This window comes from Thermococcus marinus (assembly GCF_055389025.1).
The window spans coordinates 313066-338794 of sequence record NZ_AP042417.1 but is presented as its reverse complement, the minus strand read 5'-3'; the positions used below and the strand labels follow the sequence as shown (position 1 = coordinate 338794).

At 54.1% G+C, this 25729-nt stretch carries 30 protein-coding genes; 10 read left to right on the top strand and 20 right to left on the bottom strand.

What is annotated here, in order from left to right; genetic code table 11:
- Positions 1-4 precede the first annotated feature (4 nt).
- Both ACZ5ER_RS01800 and ACZ5ER_RS01795 read left to right on the top strand, forming a co-directional pair.
- Complete coding sequence (locus tag ACZ5ER_RS01800; RefSeq protein ID WP_464935052.1) at positions 5-1249, top strand: DUF58 domain-containing protein; 1245 nt, start codon at positions 5-7, stop codon at positions 1247-1249.
- A complete protein-coding gene (locus tag ACZ5ER_RS01795) occupies positions 1246-1677 on the top strand; it encodes a hypothetical protein (RefSeq protein ID WP_464934668.1) in 432 nt (143 codons plus the stop codon). The genes ACZ5ER_RS01800 and ACZ5ER_RS01795 overlap by 4 nt, the downstream gene beginning before the upstream one ends.
- Here ACZ5ER_RS01795 and ACZ5ER_RS01790 read toward each other — a convergent pair.
- Positions 1674-2507 carry a carbohydrate kinase family protein gene (locus ACZ5ER_RS01790; RefSeq protein ID WP_464934667.1) on the bottom strand — a complete coding sequence of 278 codons (834 nt, stop codon included), beginning with the start codon at positions 2505-2507 and terminating at the stop codon, positions 1674-1676. The two genes, ACZ5ER_RS01795 and ACZ5ER_RS01790, sit on opposite strands and share 4 nt — an antisense overlap.
- A 146-nt stretch (positions 2508-2653) precedes the next feature.
- On the opposite strand from ACZ5ER_RS01790, the gene ACZ5ER_RS01785 reads away from it, so the two are divergent.
- Positions 2654-4153 (top strand): carboxypeptidase M32, encoded by a 1500-nt coding sequence (locus ACZ5ER_RS01785; protein ID WP_464934665.1) that lies wholly within the window; start codon positions 2654-2656, stop codon positions 4151-4153.
- 53 nt (positions 4154-4206) lie between these two features.
- Here the strand turns inward: ACZ5ER_RS01785 and ACZ5ER_RS01780 are convergent, their stop codons facing one another.
- A complete protein-coding gene (locus tag ACZ5ER_RS01780; RefSeq protein WP_144244798.1) occupies positions 4207-5625 on the bottom strand; it encodes a hypothetical protein in 1419 nt (472 codons plus the stop codon).
- Positions 5626-5753: 128 nt separating this feature from the next.
- On the opposite strand from ACZ5ER_RS01780, the gene ACZ5ER_RS01775 reads away from it, so the two are divergent.
- Positions 5754-5873: a PIN domain-containing protein gene (locus ACZ5ER_RS01775; RefSeq protein WP_394297634.1), complete on the top strand. Its 120-nt coding sequence runs from the start codon at positions 5754-5756 to the stop codon at positions 5871-5873.
- Here the strand turns inward: ACZ5ER_RS01775 and ACZ5ER_RS01770 are convergent.
- Together ACZ5ER_RS01770 and ACZ5ER_RS01765 are read right to left on the bottom strand one after the other, a co-directional pair.
- A complete protein-coding gene (locus ACZ5ER_RS01770) occupies positions 5866-6210 on the bottom strand; it encodes an ASCH domain-containing protein (protein WP_050002315.1) in 345 nt (114 codons plus the stop codon). The two genes, ACZ5ER_RS01775 and ACZ5ER_RS01770, sit on opposite strands and share 8 nt — an antisense overlap.
- Positions 6211-6219: 9 nt before the next feature.
- Positions 6220-7332 carry a geranylgeranyl reductase family protein gene (locus tag ACZ5ER_RS01765; RefSeq protein WP_464934664.1) on the bottom strand — a complete coding sequence of 371 codons (1113 nt, stop codon included), beginning with the start codon at positions 7330-7332 and terminating at the stop codon, positions 6220-6222.
- A 61-nt stretch (positions 7333-7393) separates the two neighbouring features.
- On the opposite strand from ACZ5ER_RS01765, the gene pcp reads away from it, so the two are divergent.
- Positions 7394-7993 carry a pyroglutamyl-peptidase I gene (gene pcp, locus ACZ5ER_RS01760; RefSeq protein ID WP_464934663.1) on the top strand — a complete coding sequence of 200 codons (600 nt, stop codon included), beginning with the start codon at positions 7394-7396 and terminating at the stop codon, positions 7991-7993.
- Here pcp and ACZ5ER_RS01755 read toward each other — a convergent pair.
- A complete protein-coding gene (locus tag ACZ5ER_RS01755) occupies positions 7979-8314 on the bottom strand; it encodes a hypothetical protein (RefSeq protein WP_050002318.1) in 336 nt (111 codons plus the stop codon). The genes pcp and ACZ5ER_RS01755 overlap by 15 nt on opposite strands.
- 92 nt (positions 8315-8406) lie before the next feature.
- On the opposite strand from ACZ5ER_RS01755, the gene ACZ5ER_RS01750 reads away from it, so the two are divergent.
- Both ACZ5ER_RS01750 and ACZ5ER_RS01745 read left to right on the top strand, forming a co-directional pair.
- On the top strand, positions 8407-10425 hold the full coding sequence (locus ACZ5ER_RS01750; protein WP_050002319.1) for a DUF460 domain-containing protein: 2019 nt from the start codon (positions 8407-8409) through the stop codon (positions 10423-10425).
- Positions 10426-10448: 23 nt separating this feature from the next.
- Positions 10449-11063, top strand: a complete 615-nt coding sequence (locus ACZ5ER_RS01745) for a DUF2238 domain-containing protein (RefSeq protein WP_464934662.1) — start codon at positions 10449-10451, stop codon at positions 11061-11063.
- Positions 11064-11083: 20 nt separating this feature from the next.
- On the opposite strand, the gene ACZ5ER_RS01740 is transcribed toward ACZ5ER_RS01745, so the two are convergent.
- A complete protein-coding gene (locus ACZ5ER_RS01740) occupies positions 11084-11383 on the bottom strand; it encodes a transcriptional regulator (protein WP_050002321.1) in 300 nt (99 codons plus the stop codon).
- Between the two features lie 4 nt (positions 11384-11387).
- A complete protein-coding gene (locus tag ACZ5ER_RS01735; RefSeq protein ID WP_050002322.1) occupies positions 11388-12008 on the bottom strand; it encodes a hypothetical protein in 621 nt (206 codons plus the stop codon).
- Between the two features lie 138 nt (positions 12009-12146).
- Here ACZ5ER_RS01735 and ACZ5ER_RS01730 point away from each other — a divergent pair, with 138 nt between their 5' ends.
- Positions 12147-12908 carry a hypothetical protein gene (locus ACZ5ER_RS01730; RefSeq protein WP_050002323.1) on the top strand — a complete coding sequence of 254 codons (762 nt, stop codon included), beginning with the start codon at positions 12147-12149 and terminating at the stop codon, positions 12906-12908.
- On the opposite strand, the gene ACZ5ER_RS01725 is transcribed toward ACZ5ER_RS01730, so the two are convergent.
- The 12 genes from ACZ5ER_RS01725 to ACZ5ER_RS01670 all read right to left on the bottom strand — a co-directional run bounded on the left by ACZ5ER_RS01725 (position 12905) and on the right by ACZ5ER_RS01670 (position 22522).
- Complete coding sequence (locus tag ACZ5ER_RS01725) at positions 12905-13528, bottom strand: CPBP family intramembrane glutamic endopeptidase (protein WP_050002324.1); 624 nt, start codon at positions 13526-13528, stop codon at positions 12905-12907. The genes ACZ5ER_RS01730 and ACZ5ER_RS01725 overlap by 4 nt on opposite strands.
- Positions 13521-13817 carry a transcriptional regulator gene (locus ACZ5ER_RS01720; protein WP_050002325.1) on the bottom strand — a complete coding sequence of 99 codons (297 nt, stop codon included), beginning with the start codon at positions 13815-13817 and terminating at the stop codon, positions 13521-13523. Before ACZ5ER_RS01720 ends, ACZ5ER_RS01725 begins: the two co-directional genes overlap by 8 nt.
- Before the next feature lies 1 nt (position 13818).
- A complete protein-coding gene (locus ACZ5ER_RS01715) occupies positions 13819-14388 on the bottom strand; it encodes a hypothetical protein (RefSeq protein WP_050002326.1) in 570 nt (189 codons plus the stop codon).
- 62 nt (positions 14389-14450) lie between these two features.
- Complete coding sequence (locus tag ACZ5ER_RS01710) at positions 14451-14645, bottom strand: TIGR04140 family protein (RefSeq protein ID WP_050002327.1); 195 nt, start codon at positions 14643-14645, stop codon at positions 14451-14453.
- A gap of 10 nt (positions 14646-14655) precedes the next feature.
- The gene (locus ACZ5ER_RS01705) at positions 14656-15096 is read right to left on the bottom strand and encodes a putative toxin-antitoxin system toxin component, PIN family (RefSeq protein WP_050003918.1); all 441 of its coding nucleotides are present in this window, start codon (positions 15094-15096) and stop codon (positions 14656-14658) included.
- Complete coding sequence (locus ACZ5ER_RS01700) at positions 15096-15416, bottom strand: ribbon-helix-helix domain-containing protein (RefSeq protein ID WP_050002328.1); 321 nt, start codon at positions 15414-15416, stop codon at positions 15096-15098. Before ACZ5ER_RS01700 ends, ACZ5ER_RS01705 begins: the two co-directional genes overlap by 1 nt.
- Before the next feature lie 43 nt (positions 15417-15459).
- Entirely contained in the window at positions 15460-16437 is a 978-nt protein-coding gene (locus tag ACZ5ER_RS01695; RefSeq protein ID WP_050002329.1) for a TIGR00269 family protein, read from the bottom strand.
- A 95-nt stretch (positions 16438-16532) separates the two neighbouring features.
- Complete coding sequence (locus ACZ5ER_RS01690; protein ID WP_464934660.1) at positions 16533-17693, bottom strand: site-2 protease family protein; 1161 nt, start codon at positions 17691-17693, stop codon at positions 16533-16535.
- Positions 17694-17945: 252 nt separating this feature from the next.
- Positions 17946-19718, bottom strand: a complete 1773-nt coding sequence (locus tag ACZ5ER_RS01685) for a PEGA domain-containing protein (protein ID WP_464934659.1) — start codon at positions 19716-19718, stop codon at positions 17946-17948.
- A gap of 191 nt (positions 19719-19909) precedes the next feature.
- A complete protein-coding gene (gene mfnA / locus ACZ5ER_RS01680; protein WP_050002333.1) occupies positions 19910-21064 on the bottom strand; it encodes a tyrosine decarboxylase MfnA in 1155 nt (384 codons plus the stop codon).
- A 20-nt stretch (positions 21065-21084) separates the two neighbouring features.
- Positions 21085-22272, bottom strand: coding sequence for a cation:proton antiporter (locus ACZ5ER_RS01675; protein WP_464934658.1), 1188 nt, complete (start codon positions 22270-22272; stop codon positions 21085-21087).
- Position 22273: 1 nt separating this feature from the next.
- On the bottom strand, positions 22274-22522 hold the full coding sequence (locus ACZ5ER_RS01670) for a TIGR00304 family membrane protein (protein ID WP_050002335.1): 249 nt from the start codon (positions 22520-22522) through the stop codon (positions 22274-22276).
- A gap of 112 nt (positions 22523-22634) precedes the next feature.
- Here ACZ5ER_RS01670 and ACZ5ER_RS01665 point away from each other — a divergent pair, with 112 nt between their 5' ends.
- Both ACZ5ER_RS01665 and ACZ5ER_RS01660 read left to right on the top strand, forming a co-directional pair.
- Positions 22635-23330 (top strand): HAD family hydrolase, encoded by a 696-nt coding sequence (locus tag ACZ5ER_RS01665; RefSeq protein ID WP_464934657.1) that lies wholly within the window; start codon positions 22635-22637, stop codon positions 23328-23330.
- Positions 23302-23928 carry a diacylglycerol/polyprenol kinase family protein gene (locus ACZ5ER_RS01660; RefSeq protein WP_050002337.1) on the top strand — a complete coding sequence of 209 codons (627 nt, stop codon included), beginning with the start codon at positions 23302-23304 and terminating at the stop codon, positions 23926-23928. Before ACZ5ER_RS01665 ends, ACZ5ER_RS01660 begins: the two co-directional genes overlap by 29 nt.
- 41 nt (positions 23929-23969) lie before the next feature.
- Here the strand turns inward: ACZ5ER_RS01660 and ACZ5ER_RS01655 are convergent, their stop codons facing one another.
- Positions 23970-25628: a DOMON domain-containing protein gene (locus ACZ5ER_RS01655; protein WP_464934656.1), complete on the bottom strand. Its 1659-nt coding sequence runs from the start codon at positions 25626-25628 to the stop codon at positions 23970-23972.
- Positions 25629-25729: the final 101 nt, after the last annotated feature.

Sequence of the window (25729 nt, the reverse complement as noted above, 5' to 3'; positions counted from 1 at the left end):
GGCTATGGCAGAGGAAATCAAGCCCGAACTGACAGAGAGAGGGGCAGAGACCCTGTTCGCGATGTGGATTATAATGATCTCCGCCTTTTTGTTCCTGCGCTGGGAGTTAGTTTACCTGATGCTCCCAATACTCTGGGTACTCTTCGTGTCGCTGTTCTTCTTCAGGCCGGGGATAAAGCTCGAAATCCAGAGGGAGATTCCCCACGATAGGATGCTCGAAGGAGAGATCGCGGAGATAAAGCTTAGGATAAAGTCCAGTACAAGGATACCCAGTCTCAAAATCGAAGAAGACCTCCCGGAGGGCCTTGAACTGGTCGAGGGGAGCAGAGAACACGTGCTCTCGCTTGGAAAAGATGAAGAACGGGTAATAACGTACAATGTTAGGGTCAAACGAGGGATACATGAATTCAACGGCGTGAGGGTGAGTTACCGGGATCCAATGGGCTTCTTCAAGCTCGATCACTTCATAGAGCACTACACAGAACTCATAGGAATGCCCCTAATAGAGGACGTCCCAACACCCTACTCAACCAAGGGCACCAAGATCACCGCGGGCCCGCTCCCATCTCCCAGAGTCGGAGAAGGAGTCGAGTTCCACGCAATAAGGGAGTACCAGCCGGGAGACCCGCTGAAGATAATCAACTGGAAGGCAACCGCAAAGACGGGCAGGATAATGGCCAACGAATACGAGAGCGAAAGAAAGGTGGACGTCATTTTCATAGTCGATGCCTCTTACAAAAGCCAGAGGGTCTTTGATTATCTCATCCGAGCTGCGGCCTCGCTAATGCTCAACGCCTTAAACAATGGAACGAGCTTTGGTCTGCTCCTGGCCGAGGCAGTGCCCCTGTGGGTTCGCGTTGACTACGGGAAGAGGCACTTCTTCAAGTGCATTGACTTCCTCAGCACGGCCCGGCCCGACAAAAACAATATGATAGCCTACCAGGTCGAGCACCTTATCAGGTCTCGTTTTCCCCCCAGGGCACAGCTCCTTTACTTTTCCACCCTTCAGACCGAGGAGAGCAGGGAGGCCCTCAGAACCATGGCTTCCTACGGCTACCGTGTCGTTGTGATTTCCCCAGATCCGTACAGTGGTGTAGAGCCCAAAACTAAGGAAGAAGAGCTGGCCCTCAAGCTACTGAGGCTCAAGAGGAAGGCGCACCTCAAAAAGATGGCCGCCCACGGCATTATAATAGACTGGGATGTCAAGAAACCTCTAAAAGCCGCCATCGCAGAGGTGATCCTCCTATGAGAAGGCTCCAAAGGAGGCTCTACTCGTTGATTCCCCTGGTGCTCTCAGGTTACCTGCTCTACACCACAGCAGGAGAATGGGCCCTCCTTCTTTTCCCGCTGGCGTTGATAGGAATACACTGGCACTTCTTTGGCATGATATTCCTGATTGGGACGGGGATAATACTCGTTTACAAAAATATCGGGGGAGTACTCGGGCTGTCCATCGTCGCACTGGCACTTCTGGCGGTTGAAATGGGCCAAATGGACAGGGAGAGGGCCCCTTATGAGCACTACGCCGTTCTGGCACTGGCAACTTTCCTGAGCATTCCAACGTACCTGTTGATCTACACGATATCCCCCTTCCTGCCCAAACTGGAGGTCACCGCAATAGCGGCCGGCCTCGTGCTGGCTCTTTACCTGTTTACAAAAACCGCAGGGGAGGGCTAAACGCTCCAGCTCCCCTTTTTCTTCAAAACTTCCCTCGCCCGCTCCAGCCCGAGCTTTACGCAGGCCTCCAGCGGCTCTCCCCTGGAGTAGCCAGTCAGGAAGCCGCCGGCAAAGGCGTCCCCGGCACCGGTGGGGTCAACGATTTCCTCGGGCCTTATTGGAAGTGCAGGGAACTCCCTGAACTGTCCGTCGTAGGCAAGGACTCCCCTTTCGCCGCGGGTTATGACAACGATTTTTGCTCCCCAGTCGTGGAGAACCTCTGCGGCCTCCTCAACGCTCTCCGCGCGGGTTATGAGGAGTGCCTCCTTCTCGTTCGGGAAGACCACCTCGGCCCGCGAGACGATTTCTCTCATGAGATCTCTTTTCTCCCTGTAATCGACCATATATGTCGGGTTGAAGTCGAGGCTTATCCTCTTCCCTTCAAGCCTTTTAACGGCCTTCAACTGTTCCTCCGGCGGAGTAGGGGCTATATGAAAGACCTCTGCCCCCATGTACTCCTCTGGAATTGGCGTCTCCCCCATCTTCTCGGCGACTCCCATATCTACCGGTGCGTCAACGCTCCCGTCCTCGTGGTAAATCATGTAGATGTGGATTGTCTTTCCAGGAAGGACTTGGACTCCCCTAACATCGAGGATAGAGGCCAGCTTTTCCATCCATTCCTCTGGAAAGTCCTCGCCGACTTTGGTCACAAGGCCGACCTTTGCACCCGCCAGTGCAGCCGAAGTTGCCACCGCCGCCGCAGCCCCACCTGGCAGGAGTATCTCTTCCTTCCCCGGAAAGATGATGTGGTCAACGGAAACGTGCCCCATGACGACCAGGTCGAGCTTCATCTTCACCACCAACTGCGCGTTTTTCGGTGACTACGACCGTCCCTTTAAGCGGTTTCCGGTTGAGTAATCGGCTTTTACCCCCTCGTTTAGATGTCCATCGAAAAGGTTTAAAAGTTCCGACGCCCAAAATTTTTCGGTGATACCCCATGGAGTCTGTTTTCCAGAACGAAACCATTAAGGAAATTCTAGCCAAGTACAGGCGCATCTGGGCCATCGGCCACGCCCAGAGCGTTCTCGGCTGGGACATGGAGGTCAACATGCCGAGGGAGGGAATCCTTGAGAGGAGCGTTGCCCAGGGTGAACTCTCAGTCCTCAGCCAAGAGTTCCTGCTCAAACCGGACTTCGTCGAGCTCGTCGAGAAGGCCAAGGGAATCGAAGACCTCAACGAGTACGAGCGCGGTGTTGTTAGAGTCCTTGACAGGCAGATAAGAATCAGCAAGTCGTTCCCGCCGGAGTTCCTCAGGGAGATGAGCGAGGTCACAAGCCAGGCGACCAAGGCCTGGGAGGAGGCTAAGAGGACAGACGACTACTCAAAGTTTGAGCCCTGGCTCGACAAAATCATAGACCTCGCCAAGAGGGCCGCTGAGTACCTCGGCTACGAGGAGGAGCCCTACGATGCCCTCCTGGATATGTTCGAGGAGGGACTCACGACCAAAGAAGTCGAGAAGATGTTTGACAAGCTCGAGAAGGAGCTCAAGCCGCTCCTCGAGAAGATAATGGAGGAGGGCAAAGTCCCGCAGAGCCACCCGCTCGAGAACGAGCGCTATGAGAAAGAGCAGATGGAAAAGGTCAACCTCTGGATTCTGGAGAAGTTTGGCTTCCCGCTCGGCGTTCGCTCAAGGCTTGACGTTTCGGCCCACCCGTTCACAACCGAGTTTGGGATAAGGGACGTCAGGATAACCACCCGCTACGAGGGCTACGACTTCAGGAGGACTGTCCTGAGCACCGTCCATGAGTTCGGACACGCGCTCTACGAGCTCCAGGGGGACGAGAGGTTCATGTTCAGCCCGATAGCCGGCGGAGTTTCCCTTGGAATCCACGAGAGCCAGAGCAGGTTCTGGGAGAACATCATCGGACGCTCAAGGGAGTTCGCGGGGCTAATCTACCCTGTCCTTAAGGAGAACCTGCCCTTTATGGCCAGCTACACGCCGGAGGACGTTTACCTATACTTCAACATGGTCAGGCCGGACTTCATCAGGACTGAAGCCGACGTCGTCACCTACAACTTCCACATACTGCTCCGCTTCAAGCTTGAGAGGATGATGCTCAACGAGGGCGTTAAGGCGAAGGAGCTGCCGGAGCTCTGGAACGAGGAGATGGAGAGGCTCCTCGGCATAAGGCCCAAGACCTACGCTGAGGGAATACTCCAGGACATCCACTGGGCGCACGGAACGATAGGCTACTTCCCGACCTACAGCATCGGAACGCTCCTCGCGAGCCAGATATACTACCACATGAAGAAGGACATCCCGGACTTCGAGGAGAAGGTCGCTAAAGCCGAGTTCGAGCCGATAAAGGCCTGGCTCCGCGAGAGAATCCACAGGTACGGAAGCATCTACCCGCCGAAGGAGCTCCTCATGAAGGCCATCGGCGAGGAGCTGAACCCGGACTACTTCATCAGGTGGGTGAAGGAGAGGTATCTTTGAGTTACAGCTTTGCCACTCTTATTTTTCTTCAGAGGATAAAAGAAAAGGCCGTATCAGCTCTTATCGGCAGAGTCTATGCAGAGTCCGGTTCTCGGGTCACAAATTCCGGGGGATTTCCCGTCCGTCACCGTAACTAAAAGCATTGGGACGTCAACGTGACGGTAATCGCTTGTGTTTACCTTCATCATGTATACCAACGCGTAACAATCGCGCTCGGGAGTCCCCTTGATGGAGTAAAGGAACCCGGACTGCTCTCCCGAGTAATAGTGGAATCCGAACGTGAGCGATATTGAGTTCAGAACCTTGGCGAGGTTCGGGTACCTCGATATGAGATCCGTTTCCTGCAGGGCTTTAACAATTCCCGGCCCAATCGGAACGGAGAGGCTTGACTCGGAGGTGAACCTCCAACTTGAGTGGCCCCTCATATAAACTATCGTCTGTTCTCCACTCGAGGACAACCAGATTCTTTGCACTTGGGAGGAGTCAGGAACGCGATAGTAATGGGGCTCTGAGGAAATGAAGGGAGACCATAACCCTTTTGTCCCCTCGACGAACTTGGGCCCATTGGATGTCTCCTCGACAGTGTATCTGCCTTCGGAGATGATTTCAAGGGGATACGTGGCCATTACAGGTAGCTTTGTGAACTTCTCCGTGTAGCGGTCGTAGGCGAGGACGCCAAAAACCACCACTTGATACTTGACATAAAGATTAACGTAACGCGACCAGACCGAGTCTTCGGGGTGGATGTTGCCTGGAGTACGGTAGCCTATGTCAATGCCCTTTCCATCAAAATGTTCGCCGAGTTTTTTCGTGTAGACCGTAATGGGTCCAACGTTTAATCCCACCGTCCAGTAGGCGTACGTTGAGCGGTGGAAGAACAGCCACGTTTCAAATTCAAGTTTCCGGAGGACGTTGTTTTCGACGCGTATTCCGATGAAGGATATTGGTTCTGTGATTGTTTTTGATTCGAGGACTTCGACCCAGTTCGTGGTGACATCGTTTGGAACGCAGTACCGGGGTCCCTCGGGAACGTAGCCCTTTGGACAGGGTTTTGCAGTCATAACGCTTGGCTTGTTGGGGACTTCAAGCGGCTTGAGTACGACTTTGCTTCCCCTGAGGGTGGCGAAGCCGAGTCCTTTATCGTTCACGAATATCACGAGGGGAACTGGCTGTGTTCTGAGAACGTTGTTGTTTTCCGCTGAGAATACTCTCAGCCATTCCTCCCGGGGGATTTTGATGAGGGTTGGGAGGAGCTCCACTTTCCCGGTTTTCAAGAGTTTGACTGAACCGTTTGGAAGGGGGTAGAAGACGGCGTAGTGGCCGGAGCCTTCGAATTCGTAAAGGTTATAGCCGAGGATTTCAATGGTGGTGTTCTCATCGAGTAACCATACCGTCGCCACAACGATGGACGTAACGCTCCCCGTGAGTAATAACAAGAACAGTAACAGCCCAAGTGTCCGCGGGCTCCGCATATAGACACCTCCTAATGGTAGTCAATAAAGATTACCTATTAAGAATATAAAAAGTCTTTTGGCGATGATTGCTTGTAATACACCTGATGGCGTTAGCGTGCAGATATCCAACCTGGGAGTAACATGCCATGCCTTTTAGAGATTTGCTGATAGCCTCAGTCGCAATCGCCAACGGCTTGCCCTTAATAACCCTCGACAGAGATTTTGAAGCTCTGAGAGAGCTGGGTTTTGATGTTCACATCATTTAGGTTCCCCAATCCACGCCACCGGTTCGACCTCTATGGCAACGACCCCGTACTTCTTCTCCTTCTCCTCCGAATAAAAGCGCCTGTAGACCTTAACGCCCTCCTCGATGCTCTTCACTCCGGGCAGGACGTTCTCAAGGCCCTCCTTTTCCAGCATCTCCTTGAATGACGAGTAAACCCTCATGTCCTTGACGACGCAGACGAGCTTGTTCTCGAAGACTATCTCATCTCCTGGCTTTATTGCTTGCCTCTTCTCGTCATATAGACGGCCCTCAATCTTCTTTTTGCCCTCGGCTATGGCCTTTAGGTACTCCTCCTGGAGGCCCATCTTCCACCTCATCTTACCACCTCACAGCAGGGCTTTTATGAGGCTCGGACTGACCTTTATGAGCTTTGCGAGAAGTCTTGGCCTCTTGAGTATTGCCTTTGCAGTCCTGAGGTGGTCGTCGAAGTCCGCCTGGCTCTCAATTACCTCCCTCGCTTCCTTACTGCCAAGGACTTCAAATATCTTCTCTATGGCCTCCTGGTCGAGGCCGAGGAAGAGCTTCCTGAACCTCAGCCCGAAGCTTATCTGGTTCCTCACCCAGGAGCAGTAGTTCCAGTAGTTCTCTGGTTTATCCTCAAGCAGGGCTTTCCTCAGGGCCCTTGCACAGAGCATCCCGTAGACTATTCCCCCTGCGGTCGTCGGCTTAATCTGCAGAGCGGCGTCGCCTACGAGGGCGACGTTTCCCCTGACCCAGGGCTTTCTCCAGCCGAAGCCCACTGGGCCGGCCTTAAACTCTAGAATCTTTGTTGGTTTGAGCATCCTGAGGCGCAGGAACCTGTTCAGGGACTCTATACTACCGAAAGTCCCCACCCTGGCGGTCTCCTCGTCTATGGGAGCCACCCACGCGAAGAATTCGGGTGTTATCTCCTTGTTAACCCAGACTTCGACGTTCCTCTTTTCAAACTCCCCCAGCACCTCAACCTCGTATCCGCTGAGGAACTCGGCCTTCGTCTTCGCTCCCATCGCTTTCGCCACCGTGCTGTTCACGCCGTCGGCGCCGATGTAGAACTCGGCCCTGACTTCGAGGGTCTCTCCGAGGTGCTGGAGGACTGCTCTCCCGCCTTTAAACCCCTTAAACGTCGTGCTCATAAGGTATTCGGCGCCGTGTTTCATTGCGGACTTTGCGAGCTCCCTTTCAAGCGTTTTCCTGTCAACGAGGTACGCCTGGGGGCTCTTCCTTCCTATCGAGAAGCTCTGGATTCGCGAATAGAAAGTCGCCCCGTAGAGCTCGTTGAGGATAGCCTTTTTCGACAGGCTGAGCGTCTCGTAGTTCTCGGCCCCGATTATTCCGGTGCATGCCTTTCCCCCGAAGGAGTTCTTTTTCTCGACGACGGCGACGCTGTAGTCCCTCGCGAGAATGCTCGCCAGATAGTTGCCAACGGGTCCGCCGCCGATGATTAGGACATCGTACTTCATTCTCACCCCTCTGTGAGAGGTAGTTTTTAAACTCTAAAAACCTACCTTTCCCGGTGATCGTATGAAGGTTCTCGTGACGGGTTTCGAGCCCTTCGGTGGTGAGAGCATAAACCCATCGTGGGAGGCCGTTAAAGCACTTCCCGACGAGCTCAACGGCGCAACGCTTCTGAAAGTCCAGTTGCCCGTGTCTTTCAAGGGCGTTCGGGAAATTCTTCCGAGGCGGATAACCCGGGAGAAGCCTGACATCGTCCTAATGGCCGGTCAGGCGGGCGGAAGGTCCAACGTGACAGTTGAAAGGGTTGCAATAAACGTCATGGACTCAACGATGCCGGACAACGACGGCTTTGCGCCCGAGGACGAGCCTGTCTTTGAGGGCGCTCCAGATGCCTACTTTGCCACGATACCGATTAAGGCCATTGTCAAAGCTCTCAGAGATGCTGGAATCCCTGCTGGGGTCTCCAACACCGCCGGAACCTACGTCTGCAACACCGCGATGTTTACGGCCCTGCACACGATAGCGGTCTCAGGAATGGAAGCAAAAGCGGGTTTTATCCACGTTCCATTTAACCATGCCCAGGCCCTCGACAAGCCGAGGCCGTCCATGGCCCAGGAAACGATAAACAGAGCGATAAGGCTCGCCTTGGAACTACTCATTGAATAGCTCGTTGAAGTCAATCTCGTAAACCACCGAGCCGTTAAAGCTCTGGGCCTCCCTGAAGCGCGCTATGAGGGAGCTCAGTGTCTCTATCAGCGCTCCCCTAATTTCGCTCATTATCTTCTCCGCCTCTTCCCTGTTTCTGAGGTCAAAGACTTTGTCCTTGAGCTCGGAGACTCTTATCTCCTCGTCTCCAAGCCGGATTGGGGGGTCTACTCCGTTGAGAACCTTCTTGAGCTCCTCATCGAACTCAAGCTCCCTAACCCTGACCCTGTACACTCCCCTGAGGACGTCGTACTCCTTGTCAAAAACAACCCGCATCTTCATGCTATCACCTCTTTAGTGTAATTGGCGTTTCACTAAATAACCATTTTGGTGGCAACTTTTTAAACCACCCTTCCTACTCCCTGTTAGAGGTGGTGCTCATTCTCATACTCGGCATAGATGTGGTTGGCGAGAACCCAAAGCGCTTCGCAGTCGTGAGCTGGTACAACGGGAGGCTTGAGCGAAAGGGTGAGTTTACACTGTACCGCCTGATCCGCTTCATCAGGACTAAGAGGCCGGACATAGTGGCCATTGACAGCGTCACAGAGCTCGGCGACGACCTTAGAAAGTTCCTCCGGGCCCTCCCGCCTGGGACAAAGCTCGTCCAGGTGACCGGCCGTCCCGGGGAGCAGAGGAGCCTGCAGAGCCTTGCAAAGGAGCACGGCATAGCCACCGGCGACAGGTTCGACCCCTACGAGGAGGCTAAGCTCTCCGCCCTGCTCGCGAGCAAGGGCGTCGGCTACGAGGTTCTGGCCTTTGAGGACGAGGTCATAGTCAGGGTCACCCGCGGAAGGAGCCACGGCAAGGGCGGCTGGAGCCAGGACCGCTACAGGAAGCGCGTCCACAACCTCGTCAGGGACAAGGTTAGGGAGATTGAAGACAGGCTGAGGCGGGCGGAGATACCCTTCGACCTCGAAACTGAGGAGAAGGACTACGGCCTTGCTAGGGGAGAGTTCAGGATATACGCGAGCAGGGAAGAGCTCACCGGAATCGTGAAGCCGATGCGGGGTGGGGATGTCGAGGTCAGAATCCAGCCGGTTGAGAGGGCAGAGCTCGGCTTTGCCCCTCTTAAAGGAGAGGAGGCCGTGAAGGAGAGGAAGAGCGTTATCGTGGGCATAGACCCGGGTATAACCGTTGGCATAGCCGTGATAGACCTCAGCGGCAACGTGATAGCCCTCCACAGCGAAAGGAACATGCCCGTAGGTGAAGTGTTCCGGTTCATAAGCGAGATAGGGCACCCTGTTGTTGTCGCGACCGACGTTTCCCCCGCTCCGGGCTTCGTCGAGAAGATAGCCCGCTCATTCAAGGCCCAGCTCTTCGTCCCGAGGGAGAGCTTGAGGGTTGAAGAGAAGAACGAGCTGCTGAGGAGCCTTGGCGTCAAGGTCGAAGACGACCACCAGCGCGACGCCCTGGCCGCGGCATACAAGGCCTACCTCCGCCTGAAGCCGAAGCTTGAGCACGTCGAGGCCAAGCTCCGCGAGGCGGGACTTCTGAGGAAGGCGGATGAGGTTAAGGCCCTCGTAATTCAGGGCTACAACCTCGGCGAGGCGATGCAGAGGGTTGCGAGGCGCGAGAGGCCCATGGAAGAGACTCCCGAGCCTGAGGGCGGAGAGAGCGTTGACGTGAGGCCGTACGTGAGGAAAATCCGCGAGCTTGAGGAGAGGATAGCGCTCCTTGAGAGGGAGAACGAGGAGCTCAGGGGCATCATTAGGGAGCAGAGAAGAACCATCGAGAGGCTTGAGCGTAGAATAGCGGACTACGACGAGGAGGTCAGGAGAAAAGTCCTCCGCGAGAGGGAGCTTGAGGCGAAGGTGAAGCGCATTGAGGCCCTTGAAAAACAGCTGAGGGAGGCGAAGGCCCTAATAGAGCGCCTCAGCAGAGACCTCGTCAAGGTCAAGAGGATGAACGTCGTCGAGGTTCGGGGCAGTGCGGTTCCGTTGAAGGTGCTCCGCGTCCTCAGCTGGCGCGAGCTTGAAAGGATTGAGCGCGAGGTTGGCCTGAGGAGGGGCGACGTCCTCTTCGTTGTGAACCCCGCGGGCGCTGGAAAAGCAATAGCGGAAGAGCTCGTGGAGAAGGGAATTAGGGCGCTGATAACGGAGAACCCCCTGCCAGACCCGGTCAGGGAAGTCCTACGCGAGGCGCACGTGCCGTTCTTCACGAGCGAGGAGCTCGACGTCAAGCGCGTGGACGAGTTTGCAGTCGTCGAGAGGGAGACTCTGGAGAGGGCAATCAAAGAGCTTTTAGAGCGCTGGAAGAAGGAGGACGAGGAGAGGGAAGCCGAAAGGTTCCTCAAGCTGGTTGAGGAGTACAGGATTGAGCGCATCAGGGAGCTCAAGCGGAGGGCAGAGGAGGAGCTTGAGTCAGAGAGGTGGCATAAAAAACAAGGGATTTAAGTCCCGGCGCCTTAATCCTTTTGGTGGTGGAAATCGGGCGGGAACGGTTTGTCTTGCTCTCCTCGCTCTTCGTTGTCTTTCTGGGGTTTTTGACTGCCCTACTCAACGGGAGGAGCGACCACATCTACCGGACTCTCGTGGCAATGCTCGGCCTTTCCGTCCCTCTGGTTCTTCCGAGAAGGCTCCCAGACCCGCCGGCGAAGCTCAGGCCCTTCCTGGCCCCGGTATACAACAAGAAGACAATGGCAGTCCTTTCGGTCTTCATAGCGGTTCACGTCTCCCTTGTTAACGTCCCCTTTACAAGCTACGACCTCTTTCACAAGGACTGGCGGAACGCGGACATGATAAGCCACTTCCTCGGAGGGCTGACGGTGTGGCTGATTGTAGCCGAGGTTCTCTCTAGCCTGGAAGCCCTTGGAGTCCGGCTCACAAGAAGGCAGGTCATCGTTTACTCCTTCGTGGTCTTTTATGCACTCTCCCTCGGCTGGGAGCTGGCGGAAAAGCTGAGCGAAGGCTGGATAGGCTTCATAACCGAGAGCACGGAGAACAAGCTGAGAGACTTGACCATGAACACCCTCGGGGCGCTCCTTGGACTGTGGGTGGTCGAGAAGAGGGGTTATCCCTTCCGGCTGGGATAGGGGACAGGACAAAAGGGTGGCTACTCAATTCCCTCAAGCACGCTCTTGAGGGCCTTTAAATACCTCGCGGTTTCCTCCACGCCTTTTTCCGTTATCCTGACTGCCGTTCTAGGCCTGTCCGCAAAGACCTTGTAGAGCTCCACGTAGCCCTCCCTTTCGAGTGCCTTGAGGTGCGAGTCGAGGTTTCCAGGGGTTACTTCCAGGACTTCCAGGAGCTCCTTGAATAGGGCCTTCCTTCTCGGCAGGAGGTAGAGCACGATGCCCAGTCGAATCGGGTTGCCGAGGACGTGGTTCTTCGTCAGTTCCCTTAGGGGCTCCATCGTATCACCGTTCAATGGCTTTGAAGGCCGAGTGGAGGTACCAGAGAACCGTAAAGGAGTACCCCGCCGTCACGACGAAGCCGGCCCAGACTACGGCACCCGTCTCCATTCTCCATACCACTGGGATTGCGAGGAGCGGGAGTACGAACGATGGCATCATCTCGCGCTCTCCTCTTCCGCGGGTCATGAGGAGCCACATGCCGAAGATGGAGATGGCTATGAAGCTCAGGAATCCAACTCCAAGTCTCGCATCTGTGCTGACCCCCACCCATTCAAGGGACGGTATGAGTCCCCACCCCACGATGCTTCCGATGGCCCAGGGGAGGCCTATCAAGAAGGCGGCTTTTTTGTCTCCTCTCTCTTTCGCGTCTGGGTAAACTGCCGAGTACAGTCCCTCCAGCCTTCTCCAAATCCTGGCCGTCAGCGGCACAACGACCATAATGGCCCCCGCCCAGTAGAGGGCTGAGGCCCAGCCGGACATATCAAACACTCCGTACAGCGTGTAGAAGACCGCCATGGCGGCGAGCCATATCCCGAAGTTCATCGCGCCGTACATCTTCCCCGCCGCTATCAGCTTCCCCTCAACCCTCTCAAGGACGTTTTTCAGCTCATCGATTTCCTCCATCCTTTATCACCAGTTGAGAATGAGCGTTTCTCCTATTTATAGCGTGGGCTTTTTCTGAATTTCAGAATGTAGCGATCGCGAATTGAGGGGTAGTGTTAAATATTTTGAATTCTAAACTTTCCATAAGAGGTGGAGAGTATGGAAGTCCTCAGCGCGGGAATCCCAATTCTCGATGAGGCCCTTGGAGGAGGTCTCCTTGAAGACAGCAACCTCTTGATAGTCTACGACACGTATTCAAACGGCTGGGCCCTTGGCTTTGAGATTGTGAGGCGCAGGATAGGTATGGGTGACTTCGGGGTTATCCTCGATTCCGTCCTTCCTATCACACCCCTCCGCATGGAGCTTATGGCTATAAACTTCGATATCGACGAGCTCGGAAGAAGGGGTGACCTCGCGGTCGTGGACATATTCTCCTCCTTCTACGGCCTCAAGTACTCGGAGGATTACATCTACACGGATCCGACCATAGATGGGAGCACATTCCTCCCCAAGTACAACGGCCTCTACTACCGCGTTCTCAAGGAGCGGATCGGCGATAGAAGGCCAGTAGGAATAGACGTTACAGTTGATGGAATGGCCTTCCTTCTCGGTGAGAAGAACTTCATCCGCGTCTTTCAGAGGCTCATGGCCTTCAAGGAGCGCGCCAGAATTTCAGAAAAGAGGAAGAGGCCCCTCAACATATTCCTCCTCAACCGGAGCCGCGCTTCCGATGAGCTCGTTTCCTGGATGTCCCTGTACAGCCAGTACGTCATAGAGTTCCAGCCCACCGAGAACTTTGGCGTCGAGAAGTTCTTTGTCAGAAGCTCACCGCTCCCCGATTTTGAGCCGAGTGTTGAGGGTTATACTTTCAGGCTGATAAGGGGAAGGGTCGAGATAGAGAAGCCAGAAAAGTCCGGTTAGTTTTCGTTTTTCTCTCTAAACCTTAAGACAATCAGTCCCGCCAAATTCGCCGAGGAGTGAAGCACGATTGCAGGGAGTATGCCTCCAAGTGCTAAGAGGTAGCCGGCCAGCGAGCCGAGAACGAAGGCTCCCCCGACAGCAACAATCTTCCGTTTTTTGCTTCCTTCGTAGGCCCTCCAGTGGGGGAGTGCGAAGAGCAAAGCTGAGAAGAGTATCGCACTCCAGAAGTGGTCATGGCTCAAAAGATAGCCCTCGATGAGCCCCCTTGTAAAGACTTCTTCTCCCAGCGGAGCTAGAATGAGGAGGAGAACGAGCCTTTCAACGCCCTCGGGCATGAACTCCTCCATCGGCACCGAGGGATTGCCTTCGAGCAGGTTGATTATAAGCGAGGCACCAAAGCCGAGAACAACTGCCTGGGGAACGTATCTGAAGCTTACACCGAGACCGAACTTCCCCGGCCCGCCCATGAGCTCGATCACCGCAAGCGAGAGGAAAAACATCGTCAGTTGCATCGCGAAGCCGGCCTTTTTCGCCCATCTCCCGGCGACCAGGGTGGCAACGGCCCCTGAAGCGGATAAAATCAACAGCCACAGGGCAAAGGCAACCGCGAACTCAATCATCTCCGGCAACCTTCCTTAAAATTTTGAGGACTTCCCTGAGCTCTTCAATTCCATCTTCGGTTATTTCGACGAACTTCCTCGGCCTCCTTCCAAAGCCATAGTATGTCCTAACGATTCCGGCCTCCTCAAGCGCCTTCAGGTGAAATTCAAGGTTTCCGGCGGTGAGCTTCAAGGCTTTTCTCAGGCCTGCGAAGGTCGCCCTCTCCCTCGACAGCAGGTAGAGCGCTATTGCCAGCCTCGTCGGATTGCCGAGCGGAGACCTTGAAAGCTTTGCCAGTTCTTCGAGCATGTCACTCCCTCATTGCCCCCTTCAGGTGGAGGTAAGCCGTGAGCGAGAATGCGAAGGCAACGGCCATCACGGCGTAGCCAAAGCCCGTGTAGAGAGCCGTCGAGGAGAGCAGTATCACCCCTGCCAGCGCTGTCTTCCAGTCCCTTTTTCCAATGAAGATGAACTCAACGCCCGTCAGGAGGAACAGGCCGAGTCCTATGAAGACCAGCAACCATAGACCCTCGTTTTCGGTGTACACGCTGGCAATCAGGGCCGAGAGTGGCCACACGATAACCTGAGCAAGAACGTAACCCCTGGACGTTTCCTCAATGTGCCCCAGGGCCTCTTCCAGCTGAATAACTCTTCTGAAGGTCTTTCTCTCTTCGGCGATGAATCCCACGACTGCCGCCAGCGAAAGCCACTGGATGGCGTTTCCTTCACTAATCCCGGCATACTTTGACAGGATTTGTGCGAGGAGGTAAACCCCGGGCATCGCCCACGCCCAGTAGAGGAAAACGCTCGCCCTGTACGCCTTCTTCGCGAAGTTGAGCTCCCTCTCGATGGCCTTTAGAGCTTCACTGAGTTCCTCCATGCTCTCACCGAGAAAAGTTTGAGTGAGCCTTTAAATACCCGCCCGGAAGTTTGGGGCGCAAACTAACCGCCGGCCCTCGCCAGTCGGAACTTCCCCATGAAGCGCTCGATTTCCTCAGGAGGGCCTTCCACGAGAATCCGATTGAGGACTATCCCGTTCCTCTCGATGGTTTCGAGAAGGGTTAAGCCAACCCCAGCCCCGCTCTTTCGCCTTATCTCCTCGAGCTCCTCAAAGGGAACGGCCGTCTCGATAATCATAACGCCCCTCTCAACAGAGTCTCTTTAGAATCTCATGGTAGAACTCTATCGGCTTGAGAACCTTTATCTCGTGGTCTTGAAGCGTTAATTCCTTGTTCTCGTCCCGCAGGGTCAGAAGGTCGTCGTCCCAGGTCAAAATATACTCTGCCTTCCCCTCGTATGCTATCTCAAGCCACTTGTTATCATCTGGGTCTCTGGAGAGGTTTACCCTCACCGAGGGCGCTACAATCACGGAGCCTTTCAGATACCGGGCGAGAATTCGCTTCCATTCGCTTGATAGCTTTCCCATCTCGGCCAGGATTCCCATCTTTAGGCTGAGTTCTGTTAGGGCTTCTTCGCTCGTGTAATTCACGAAGAAACGTCCGTCGAGTGCCTTTATGAGAAGAGCTGAGAGGCCATCTGGTTTTATCATTGCGCCAAGAACCACGTTGGTGTCCATGACGACTTTCATCACTCGGCACCCATTAGCTTCTTGTACTCCCTCTCGACCTCCCTGAGAATCTCTTTCACTTCTTCCCCTTCGTCCTCAAATTCACCTTTCCTTAGTCTCTCCCGTGCTCCCTCACTCTCCTCCCTGATTTCCTCTTCCCTGAGGCTTCTTGCCAGTTCTTTCGCCTCTTCGAGCATCATCTGGCCGAGCGTGAAGGTAACGGCGAACTTTATGAAGTCCGAACGACTCCGGAATTCCCTTTTCTCTATGAGCTCGTCTATCTTCCTGACAACGTAGCCCGGCAGTCTAACGGAAATCGGGTATTCCACCCTCTCAGCCATGAAATCACCAATACGAATTAACTACAATTGTATTTAACCTTTGCTACTCAACCCTGAACGTCAGCCCCTTCTCCCTTGCCTTCCTCTCGACCTGAAGGCGGAACTGGCAGGCCTTGCATATCTCCCCCGTCGTCGGCTGGCCGCATATCTTACAGCGGTTCAGCTCGCTGGTTTTCTTCGTGTAGGTCTTCGCTATGAGCGGGAAGAGCTTGTCGTAGCTCCTGAGGATTTGATACTTCGTTCCAGGGTGTCTTTCCTCCATCTCATTGAGCCAGTCGCGGATTTCAGCTCTGAAGGCCTCGACCGCGTAGGGGCATTCGCTTAAATCGACCTCTATGTTGTTCAGAACCGCGTAGAGGACAATCTCCTTCTCGGGAATCTCGCGGAGGGGCTTTATCCTCGGGACGAGCTCCGGGTGGATTTCCTCGTAGTAGGGGCCCGTTCTTCCCAATCTCGCTATATCGCCCCTCAGAATGTTCATTATGAACATCTGCACCTCGTCGTCGAGGTTGTGGCCAACGGCTAACTTATCGGCGCCGACGTCCTTGGCCGCGTAGTTGAGGAGCCAGCGCCTCCAGACACCGCAGTAGGAGCACGCGCCGACGCGTTCGCCCCTCTCAAAACTTCCCATTATCTCAACCGTCTCGTCGAGGGTAAAGCCAATGTATTCCTTAAAGGAATAAACGCGGTGCTCTATACCGAGCTTCTTCGCGTTCCTCTTCGCTATCTCAACACTTGGAGGCCTGTAGCCGGCTATGCCCTCGTCTATCGTTATCGCGACGAGTTCAAACGGAAACTTCTCCCGGAGCTTGGCCAAGAGGTGCATGAGAACGACGCTGTCCTTTCCGCCTGAAACCCCAACCGCTATTCGCTCGCCCTTCTCTATGAGGCAGTACTTCTTGACGGTCTCCTTGAACTTCTTCTCCACCATCTCGTTGAAGTGCTTGTGGCAGTAGTACCTACCCGTGTAGCGCGCGTGGTAAACGGCTGGACGACCGCACTTGGAGCAGACTGCTGGCATGGGTTGTCATACGATTGGAGCTTTTAAAAAGGTTGGTGCATGGGTAGGTTTGCGGTGTCTAAACGATAAGAAACGAGAAATAGAGAGCAGAGCCGCTACCCTGCGAGGTTGAGAAGGGCCGGGAGGAGGTTCAGTGCGAGGAGGAACAGGCCGATTCCTATCGTCGCGTACCTCACGGGCCTTGCTACCCCCTCCGGCAGGTATTCCTTTATGACGTCGTCAAGCATCCTCCCGCCGTCGAGGGGGACGAGCGGGAAGAGGTTCATGAGGCCTATTCCTATGTTGAGGACGTAAATCCAGTACAGGGCGAAGAACAGGGGCAGAACTATTCCTTCGTGCCCCACACGGGAGGCGACGTGCTGGACGGGGTGGATGCCTATGAAGCCCTTGCCCGGGTTGTCCGGGTTTTCTGCGAGGGTCAGCTGCAGGTTAAGCTCTTTTCCCTCCCTGAGGACTCTAAGCGTTATTGTCTCTCCCGCTTTCGTTTTGTTCATTACCGTGATGAACTCGTCCATGGTTTTAGTGCTCTCTCCGTTTATGGCGAGGATGACGTCTCCCTTCTGGAGAACCCCGTCCGCGGGGGTGCCCTTTATCACGCCGCCGACTTCTACCCCGTTGGGTGTGAGGAGGGGGCTCACCGCGTAGCTTATGAGGAGCGCCGCGAGGATTGCCGTCAGGACGTTTGCCAGTGAACCGGCCCCGTAAACGCGGAGCCTTGAGCGTAGGGGTGCCTTTAGAAGTTCTTCCTCGTCGGGTTCAACGAAGGCTCCGGGGATAACCGCGAGCAGAACCAGGCCAACCGATTTCAGCGGGAGCCCTTCAGCTCTAGCGACCACACCGTGGCTCAGTTCGTGGACGACCATGACAACCGCGAGCCCTATCAGTCCGTACCAGAGGGGTATCGTGACGCCGGGGATAACGAGCTGGACTCCGGCGGGGCTTTCCCTGGTCTGGAGGGTCTTCAGCGCCGTCGTAAGGAGCATAAAGAAGACGTAGGCCATGCCCATGTAGCCGAGTGCTATTCCGATATCGCTGTAAACTTTCCAGAAACGCCTGTTGGCCCTGGAAACACGGTCTATGAAGCCGAGCAACCTTTTGGTTCTCCACATCGCTACGAGAAAGTCAACGCTCAGTCCCTCTTCTTTCTCCACAGGTGCCCCTGTTTCGGGGTCTACCTCCTTCTTTCCGAACAGCGTGTAGAGGATTAGCCAGAACGCGGTTATTGCCGCCACCACGATGACCACAGTGCTTGCCATGGTTCAACACCTTTTTCTGCTGGGGTAACTTGGTCGGCGGGTCTTATAAACGTTAGCGGGCGGGCTTTAAGTAGCTGGAGTGTCCTTGGTGGAGTCCCGCGTCCGACCTTATGTCTCACCTGGATACCGAGGCGGGGGAAATGTATTAAAGGGTGCCAACGAAGAACGGCCTGCGATGATGAGTGATGGGCGAACCGAAGGATGAGGAAGGAAAGGTGATCGCTGAGCAATAAAAATTTGAAAAAGGGTGATTTACTGTCTCTTAATCTTTTTGGCACCAAGAACTGAAAGTGCCAACATCACAAATAGTCCAGGGCCACATATTCCGAGTCCGGACTCTTTTGGGTTTTCTGTCTGTTGTGAGGTGTATGCCACTTTCTCCTTGTTGGATTCCGTAGTGGTTGATTCTTCTTTTGTGTTTTCTGATGAGGATGCAGGTTCCCTGCTTTGAGTGTTAACTTTTGTGAGGGTAACTACAATTTCGTTCTGGACTCCCGGCTGTATGTTTATCTGTTTGATGTACTCCTCGTATCCTTCCATCACGACCCGAATTTCATGAGTTCCTGGTTCAAGTTCGACTGTAATGGGGGCGGACCCGGCGTACCTGTTGTCTATGTATACATTGGCTCCCTGGGGGCTCGTCTGAATCGTTAGCACTCCAAATTCGGGCTCTAGTTTTGCTTCCACTAAAACAGTTGCTCCCGGCCGAACGTCTACCTGTTTTGTAAACTCTTTGTACCCATCCTTCACTATCTTGATGTTATGTACACCAGCCTTGAGCTTTAGGTCGTTGATGGGAGTCGTGCCAACTAGCTCGTTATCTACATAAACCTGTGCTTCTGATGGCTCCGAGCGGACTTGGACTGTACCCCAGTTCGGTTTTAAGGTTGCGGTTATTGATTTTGTTGACCCGGGAGATATCTCCACCTGTGTAACATACTCCTGATAATCTTCTTTTACAATACGGACTTCATGAGTTCCAATGGTTAAATTGAACTCTTTTAAGGGGGTTGTTCCTACTAGCTGACCGTCTATGTAGACATCGGCTCCTGAGGGTTCAGAATAAACGTTCACTAGGCCCCAGTCCGGTTGTAGCCTAATTGTTATAGTGGTGCTCCCTGATACTGTTATCTCTTTTTGCACGGGGAGATAGTGCTCTTTGGTAACTTCAACAATGTGGTTTCCAGGCGTTATCTCTACCGTTACTGGGCTCTTTCCCATGTATTCGCCATCGATACTGACGTCTGCGTTAGTGGGTACAGTGTTTATCGTCACCGTGGATAGGAGTCCCACTTGAAAGTCTATTGAGTAGCCGGCGTCAAAGGACACCTCCCTAATGTCCCACTGAAATGTTTTTGAACCAAACACGTAGTCTACGATAAGCTTGAATCCTTCTTTCATTTTGAACTCTGGATAGAGTTTTACCGTAGTTATGCTATCTGTTGTGTATGGGGCTGGGATGTAAATCGTCGTTTCAGATGACTGGATTGAATATTCCCTGCTACCTGCCCTGAACTTTAGAATTGGTTCCTCTAGTAATGCATATATTTCTCCACCGGCCAGTATCTTGAAAGTTGCTATATGTAACTCCTCGTAGCCTCCTATGTTCAGGTGTGCTGTTGAAGTTTTGATTCTCTCATCGTTCACGTACATCTCCCACTCCACGGCCACGTCGTTAATTTGTATTCTCACAGGTATTTCACGGGCTTTGCGGGATATGTACTTTGGACGGCTAATTGTGCATTGGACTTTGACAACCGTTCTTTCTGTTACCTTTATCCCCACTCCAGCAACCCCAACTTCGAAAATCGTAGTTGGGTCTCCCGTGAACACTATGTTATATGTGTTGTCTATCCACTCGGTGCTGTATGGTTGGGATGCGCTGACTGTGGGCAACTGTATAGTGAGACTACTAATACCAAGAAGCAAAAGAACAACTACAACTATGCCACCACCTTTTTTGGAGTTCCCTGTCATATTACTCACTCCTCCCAAGTTTGTTGGAGTATATGTATCTCTTAGCATAATGTATTTTAGAACAATTAGTTTTTAAACTTTAATCTACATCCTCTGTGTTGGGATGATGAGTTCAGCCTTGTCCGAGCTGTGACGAGGGAGTGACGGACTGACCGCGAGCCTAATTGAATTCTGCAATTTTTATGGGGGCCCTCTGGGTGAGTGTGAAGAAGTAGAGACGGAGTAGAGGGTGTTGCCGATTAGACTCCCATCATTACGTCTCTCAAATCCCTCAAAAACTCCTTCAGGTGCTCCTCCCTGACGTGGGGCATCAAGACAATCCTGATGTAGCCGCGGTGGGCGCTGATTCCCCAGCCCCTTCTCTTCAGCTCCTCTTCCACCGTTTCGAGGTTCTCCGTGCCGAAGGAGACGATGTTGAGCACGGGCTCGCGTATCAGGTACACGCCGGGGATTTTCTTCAGCTCGCCAGCGAACCACCTGCTCAGCTCCATGGCCTTTCTCACGATTTCCTTGTAGCCCTCGAAGCCGAGGTGCTTTATCATCGCCCAGACGGCCAAGGCGTTTGCGCCCGGCCTCGTCCCGGTTATCGTCGCCTGCCATATCCTTCCTCCCGCGAGGTAAGGGGCCAGAACGCTTATAGCGTCTATGTATTTCTTCTCCCTGAAGATTATTCCCCCGGCCGGAATCGGCACCATGCCCATCTTGTGGGGGTCTATGGTGATGCTCTTCACGCCCTTCAAGCGAAAGTCGAAGTCCGGGATATCGTAGCCGAGGGCCTTCGCGAAGGGAATGACAAAGCCCCCAAAGGCGGCATCAACGTGGAGTGGAAGCCCGTAGTCGAGAGCCAGATCGCTGAGCGCAGGGATGTCGTCCACTACTCCGAGGCCGGTTGTCCCGGCTATTCCGACGATTCCAATGGTGTTGTCCGTAATCTTACTCTCCACGTCCTTGACGTTGACGGTGTAGTCCTCGTTGAGCTCCGCCCACACGAGCTTGACCCTCAGCATCTCGCCGGCCTTGATGAACGAGAAGTGCGCGCTCTTTGGCAGAATCAGCTCTGGTTTTTCAACATCGGCTAAATTGCGGAAGGCCCTCACGGCCAGGATGTTCGCCTCGGTACCCCCGGAGACTATGTGTCCGTAGCCCCTTTCGAGGCCGAGAAGACTGGAAAGCATCTCGATGGCCTCTTCCTCAACTTTCCTGCTCCCCACGTGGAGCCCGGGGTCTCCGAGGTTTCTGTCTATGAACTCGGTGATTACCTTTATCGCAAAGGGGTGGGGGTAGGTGCACATGGAGCCGAGAATCCTTCCGGAGTCGAACGTTAAATCTTCGGCGGTTTTCCGCCTTAACTCACTCAGCACTTCCTCCTCGCCCGCTCCCCGCTCTGGAAACATGCTCTCACCGGTGGTCGCTCTCAGGATGATGATTTAAGCTTTTGCCTTTTGAGGTACGCCTTGAAGAAGACCGGCGTCGTGAGTGCCGTCAGCATGGAGACTATGATGACGCTGGCGAAGAGGCCCTGGTCTATCAGCCCGGCGTTGAGGCCGAAGGTCAGGATTGCCAGCTCAAGGCTTCCCCTGCCCCCCATTCCTATGCCGACAGCTATGGAGTCGTCCCAGCTGAGGCCCGAAAGCTTTGCGCCGAGACCGCAGCCGATAAGCTTTCCGAGGACTGCCGAGACGTAGAGGCCGGCTATCAGCGGGAGGCTGACCTGGTTCAGGGGCGGGTTGAACATCAGGCCGACATAGATGAAGAAGAGCGGGATGAAGAACTCGGTAAGGACTACCTGCAGGTCTTCGATCAGCTCATTGAGCTTAATCCTAGTTACGACCAGGGGGTCTTTCCTCTCACGGAGCCTGCTTATCGTTAGACCGGCGAGGTAGGCGCCGATTATCTGGTTGAGGCCGATGTTCTCCGCTATTATGGCGAGCAGGAAGGTCAGTATGAGGGTGAACGTGAAGAACACGTTGAGGTTCCTGACGATGTTCCTGAACCACCCGGCCTTCTTGAAGACGAACTCAGAGATGAGGAGGGTTGCGGCTATAAAGGAGAATATCTTGAGGGTGAGCACTCCAAATGCCTGCAGGTTGAGGCTCCCCTTCGCCATCGCCGTGACGATGCCGATGAGGTAAACGGCGAGTATGTCGTCGGCGAAGGCGGCGCCCATGAGTACGGAGGAGATGACCCTCTTCACCCTCTCCTTGACGAGGACACCGCTAGTAACCTCTATGGCCGTGTTTCCGAGGGTAACTCCGATGAATATGGCAGCTGCCATGCCCTTTCCGAAGAAGGAGACTGTAAGAAACCCCAGCACGAAGGAGACCGCAACTCCCAGGGTCGCCACGACTACAGCTTTCTTGGTGTTCTGGGCTATCGCCGAGAAGTTGCTCGTCAGCCCCATGTAGAGCATCATCATTATCAGCCCGAACTCCGCGAGAACCCTGAGCTCCTCACTTGGGTGGACTACCCCAAGGGCAAACGGCCCGAGGGCTATTCCGGTGAGCACATGCGCCAGTATCGGGTGTATCTCAAACCTCTCGAAAAACCATTCGAGGCTCTTAGCGGTAACGAGTAGAACCGCAAGGGCAGCCAGGAACTCCACGTCATCCCCTCCTTGCGATCAGGGCCCCAATTATCCAGAGCACCATGAGCAGAACTGCCAAAATCGAGACCAGTGTGACAGCTTCCCTGTTCGTGCCGAAGACTATTGGGATGGGGCCTATCATTATCACGCCTCCGCCCTCGACTTCCCCTTCTCCTCCCAGGGCGGAAATCAGAGTCCCCAGGAACACCAGAAGGAACCCTATGAATATCAGGGCTATGCCCGCTATGATAAGCGTATCCCCCCTCATCGAACGATTATCTGTGGCGCTTTCTTTTAAACCTTCCCCCGAACACTGGCTTTTGTTATGGTGGGGCTTGGGGGAATGTTAAGGTTTAAAATGCCTCCACCGAACTACCTGTATGCTTGTGCTTGTTGACCTCGACGACACCCTCTGCAACACGTGGGAGGCCGGGAAAAGAGCAATGCTCCGCGCTATTCCCTTTCTCCTGCGCAGGCGCAAGTTCAGGGCGCTCTTCTACTTCCTCACTGCCAGGTATAGGGGGCTTGAGGGCCTTAAGAGGCTCCACACTCTCGACCTCCACGAGCTCGTGGAGGAGCTGTTTAGGGGGATATACCCCGGAATAAGCGGGGAGGAGCTTGTCGAGTTCTCGGCCTTCCTTGAAAATCACTTTTTCAGACATTTGAGGCTTTATGAAGATGCTCTTCCGTTTTTAAGGGGCCTTAAGGGGCTCGGCGCGAAGCTAGTTCTCGTCACTGACTCATCAACCAACTGGCAGAGGAAGAAGCTTAAAGTCCTCGGGATTGAGGAATACTTTGACGACGTAATCATAAGCGGTGAGACGGGACACAGCAAGTTTGAGGACTACAACTTCCGCCTCGCCCTGGAGAGGTTTCCAGACAGCGAAGTCTACGTCGTCGGCGACCGCGACGAGACCGACATGGCCGGTGCGAGGGCAATCGGGGCCGTTGGAATCCTCGTGAGGCGGGGCTACTTCAGCGGCAGGAAGGTCAGAAACGCCGACTACGTTGTTAAAGACCTTTTGGAGGCCCTGGAGGTGATTAAACGTGAGCATAAAAAGGGAAATCAAGCGTAAGGCCCTCCATATTACCGGTCTAACCGTTCCTGCCGTTTACATGGCCTTTGGGAGGGACTTCACCCTCGCATTTGTCGGGCTTGCGTTCCTCCTGTTCGTGATTCTGGAGCCCTTCCGCGTGATTGAGGAGTGGAGGGACAGGATAAAGAAAGAGCTGGGCCTCTACGTCTCCCCGGATGTCCTTGAGAAAATAGAACTCATTGAAAACCACATCGACGAGATAACGAGGGAGCACGAGAGAGACCGCGTTGCCGCGCACATCTACTTCGCGGCGGCGTCCTTCATAGTGGTCTATTTCTTCCCGAAGGAGGTCGCGGTCGGCGCCATAGCCCTCGCGACCCTCGGAGATGCCCTCGCCGCCATAGTCGGGAAGAGTCTTGGCAGGCACCGCTTTTCAAACGGAAAGAGCGTTGAGGGGAGCCTCGCATACTTTCTCGCTGGTCTGGCAGTGCTCACTCCGCTCGTGGGCCTCCCGCTCGCGGTTGCCGGCTCTCTGACCGGGACGATAGCCGAGTTCTACAACCTCCCGCCCGACGACAACTTCTCGAACCAGCTCGCTGTGGCGCTGGCCGTTTACCTGGCGGGACTCGTTATCTGAGCTAAAAATCCAGAAATGTAGAAAAGGGAAGAAACGGGCGGTCACTCTGTGGTGACCGTGGCGAACTGGGTGAATGTATCCGCGTCGCCCCACTCCTGGCCTGGCTCGGTGTCCTTGACCGCGTCCTGGAGCGGTAGCGAGTCAACCGCCGAGTCGCCGGCGCCCTGTCCGGTGACATAGGCGACAATGTTTATCTCTCCTGGCTTGACGCCGAGGGCTTCCCACGGAATCGCTATCTCAAGGGTCTGGAGGCCGTCTTCTGCTCCGCCGGTGTAGGCGTAGAACCCCACTAACTGGAGGTCCTTGTACTCCCAGCCGGTTCCATTCCAGAGGACGAGCTGGGCGCTGGTTATCGTGCTGGTTCCGGGGTCTCCGAAGAATTCTCCGTTCCAGAAGAAGTACAGCTGAGCGTCTATTCCCCTGCTGAAGCTGACCTTCTTGCCCCAGGAGTCCTGGTCTCCGGTGTAGCCGCCGTCCTTGTAGTCCAGCGAGATGCCGTAGGCAATCCTCCAGGAGGCCCTGTTCTCGGTTGTTAGGGCTATGTAGAGGAACTGGTCGTCGTAGTCAACGTAGAGGGCCTTGAGGTCTGCTCCGTCCTGTCCATAGCCGGCCTCATCAACGGCCACCGGCGGAACACTCCAGTCGTCTAGGTTTCCGTCTATGGTCTTTGTGAGGTTCTTGGAGAGCTCCTGAAGGTACCCCTCTAGTTCGTAGACACCCTTTTGTGCATCTTCTAGGATTTTCTCTATTTCGGAGGTTATCTTTTTCATTCCTGTGTAAGCCCTGTACACCCGAAAGGCACCGATAAATGCTCTTCCGGGTAAGTTTATGGTTTTAATTCCTTCGTTATAGAGTTCTAGGAGGTTATTTACTTCGCTGTCATACTCTGCGATTTTTTCCTGAACTTCCGGGGACAGGTAATATTTTGCTAACTCATTTTTGATTTCGTCGTATCTTGAATAATACTCCTTAAACTTAATCTGGCCGTAGAACGAGTTCAGACTAATAAAGCTTGCAATGTGGTTGGCCTTCTTTTCGAGCAAATATTTGTTGTAGTCAAAGTTTTCGCCAACAACCCTGAACTCGTAGGGGCTATCGTAGCTCCAGAATAGGAACTTAGTGAGTATTGCCGGAGCAGGGGCTCCACCTCCGTTGTTCCATCCTGGCACATCTTGATCTGGGGCAACATCAGCGAACCACTGAAGAGCACCGTTGGAGCCTCCTGTAAGAACAAATACAACCTTAAATGAGGGATTCTGGATATCTCCAAAAACGGATAGGGGAATCGCCATTTCAGCTATGACCCACCCATCTTTACTGCCATACGCTCTCTGAATGCTGGATGTTACTTCGTTGACTCCTGTAGGTGAGAATGTCCAGGCACTCAAGTCGAATTCCCAGCTTTCAATCATCATGTCAATGTCTCCCCTTGCGAATGTGTAGTGCCTGTTCCAGGGATGTCCCTTAGTGTCCGGTGCCCCATCCTTTCCGATTACGTCAATTAGAACTCCAAGATTATTGTAGCCCGTTTTTTTGAATACTGCTGCGATGTAGATGTATGTGCCATCGGAGTACGCTCCTACAGTTTTTATGTCGTCTCCGGATCCCCATTTACCGTCCCCGATGGGGTCATCTAGAAGTAACGTGGTAGGCCATTCGTCTAGATTGCCATCAACTATGATACTCAGTCCAGAAGCCACTGCACTGACACTTCCTAAGGGGAACGTTCCCAAAATCAAAATTGCTATTAAAAACACGGATATATTTCTTTTCATTGTATCACCCCCAATGTGTGGAAGTC

Coding starts and splice junctions, on each gene's coding strand:
- ACZ5ER_RS01800 (WP_464935052.1), top strand. CDS start 5: ATGGCAGAGGAAATCAAGCCCGAACTGACAGAGAGAGGGGCAGAGACC.
- ACZ5ER_RS01795 (WP_464934668.1), top strand. CDS start 1,246: ATGAGAAGGCTCCAAAGGAGGCTCTACTCGTTGATTCCCCTGGTGCTC.
- ACZ5ER_RS01790 (WP_464934667.1), bottom strand. CDS start 2,507: ATGAAGCTCGACCTGGTCGTCATGGGGCACGTTTCCGTTGACCACATC.
- ACZ5ER_RS01785 (WP_464934665.1), top strand. CDS start 2,654: ATGGAGTCTGTTTTCCAGAACGAAACCATTAAGGAAATTCTAGCCAAG.
- ACZ5ER_RS01780 (WP_144244798.1), bottom strand. CDS start 5,625: ATGCGGAGCCCGCGGACACTTGGGCTGTTACTGTTCTTGTTATTACTC.
- ACZ5ER_RS01775 (WP_394297634.1), top strand. CDS start 5,754: ATGCCTTTTAGAGATTTGCTGATAGCCTCAGTCGCAATCGCCAACGGC.
- ACZ5ER_RS01770 (WP_050002315.1), bottom strand. CDS start 6,210: ATGAGGTGGAAGATGGGCCTCCAGGAGGAGTACCTAAAGGCCATAGCC.
- ACZ5ER_RS01765 (WP_464934664.1), bottom strand. CDS start 7,332: ATGAAGTACGATGTCCTAATCATCGGCGGCGGACCCGTTGGCAACTAT.
- pcp (WP_464934663.1), top strand. CDS start 7,394: ATGAAGGTTCTCGTGACGGGTTTCGAGCCCTTCGGTGGTGAGAGCATA.
- ACZ5ER_RS01755 (WP_050002318.1), bottom strand. CDS start 8,314: ATGAAGATGCGGGTTGTTTTTGACAAGGAGTACGACGTCCTCAGGGGA.
- ACZ5ER_RS01740 (WP_050002321.1), bottom strand. CDS start 11,383: ATGGAGCCCCTAAGGGAACTGACGAAGAACCACGTCCTCGGCAACCCG.
- ACZ5ER_RS01735 (WP_050002322.1), bottom strand. CDS start 12,008: ATGGAGGAAATCGATGAGCTGAAAAACGTCCTTGAGAGGGTTGAGGGG.
- ACZ5ER_RS01730 (WP_050002323.1), top strand. CDS start 12,147: ATGGAAGTCCTCAGCGCGGGAATCCCAATTCTCGATGAGGCCCTTGGA.
- ACZ5ER_RS01725 (WP_050002324.1), bottom strand. CDS start 13,528: ATGATTGAGTTCGCGGTTGCCTTTGCCCTGTGGCTGTTGATTTTATCC.
- ACZ5ER_RS01720 (WP_050002325.1), bottom strand. CDS start 13,817: ATGCTCGAAGAACTGGCAAAGCTTTCAAGGTCTCCGCTCGGCAATCCG.
- ACZ5ER_RS01715 (WP_050002326.1), bottom strand. CDS start 14,388: ATGGAGGAACTCAGTGAAGCTCTAAAGGCCATCGAGAGGGAGCTCAAC.
- ACZ5ER_RS01710 (WP_050002327.1), bottom strand. CDS start 14,645: ATGATTATCGAGACGGCCGTTCCCTTTGAGGAGCTCGAGGAGATAAGG.
- ACZ5ER_RS01705 (WP_050003918.1), bottom strand. CDS start 15,096: ATGAAAGTCGTCATGGACACCAACGTGGTTCTTGGCGCAATGATAAAA.
- ACZ5ER_RS01700 (WP_050002328.1), bottom strand. CDS start 15,416: ATGGCTGAGAGGGTGGAATACCCGATTTCCGTTAGACTGCCGGGCTAC.
- ACZ5ER_RS01695 (WP_050002329.1), bottom strand. CDS start 16,437: ATGCCAGCAGTCTGCTCCAAGTGCGGTCGTCCAGCCGTTTACCACGCG.
- ACZ5ER_RS01690 (WP_464934660.1), bottom strand. CDS start 17,693: ATGGCAAGCACTGTGGTCATCGTGGTGGCGGCAATAACCGCGTTCTGG.
- ACZ5ER_RS01685 (WP_464934659.1), bottom strand. CDS start 19,718: ATGCTAAGAGATACATATACTCCAACAAACTTGGGAGGAGTGAGTAAT.
- mfnA (WP_050002333.1), bottom strand. CDS start 21,064: ATGTTTCCAGAGCGGGGAGCGGGCGAGGAGGAAGTGCTGAGTGAGTTA.
- ACZ5ER_RS01670 (WP_050002335.1), bottom strand. CDS start 22,522: ATGAGGGGGGATACGCTTATCATAGCGGGCATAGCCCTGATATTCATA.
- ACZ5ER_RS01665 (WP_464934657.1), top strand. CDS start 22,635: ATGCTTGTGCTTGTTGACCTCGACGACACCCTCTGCAACACGTGGGAG.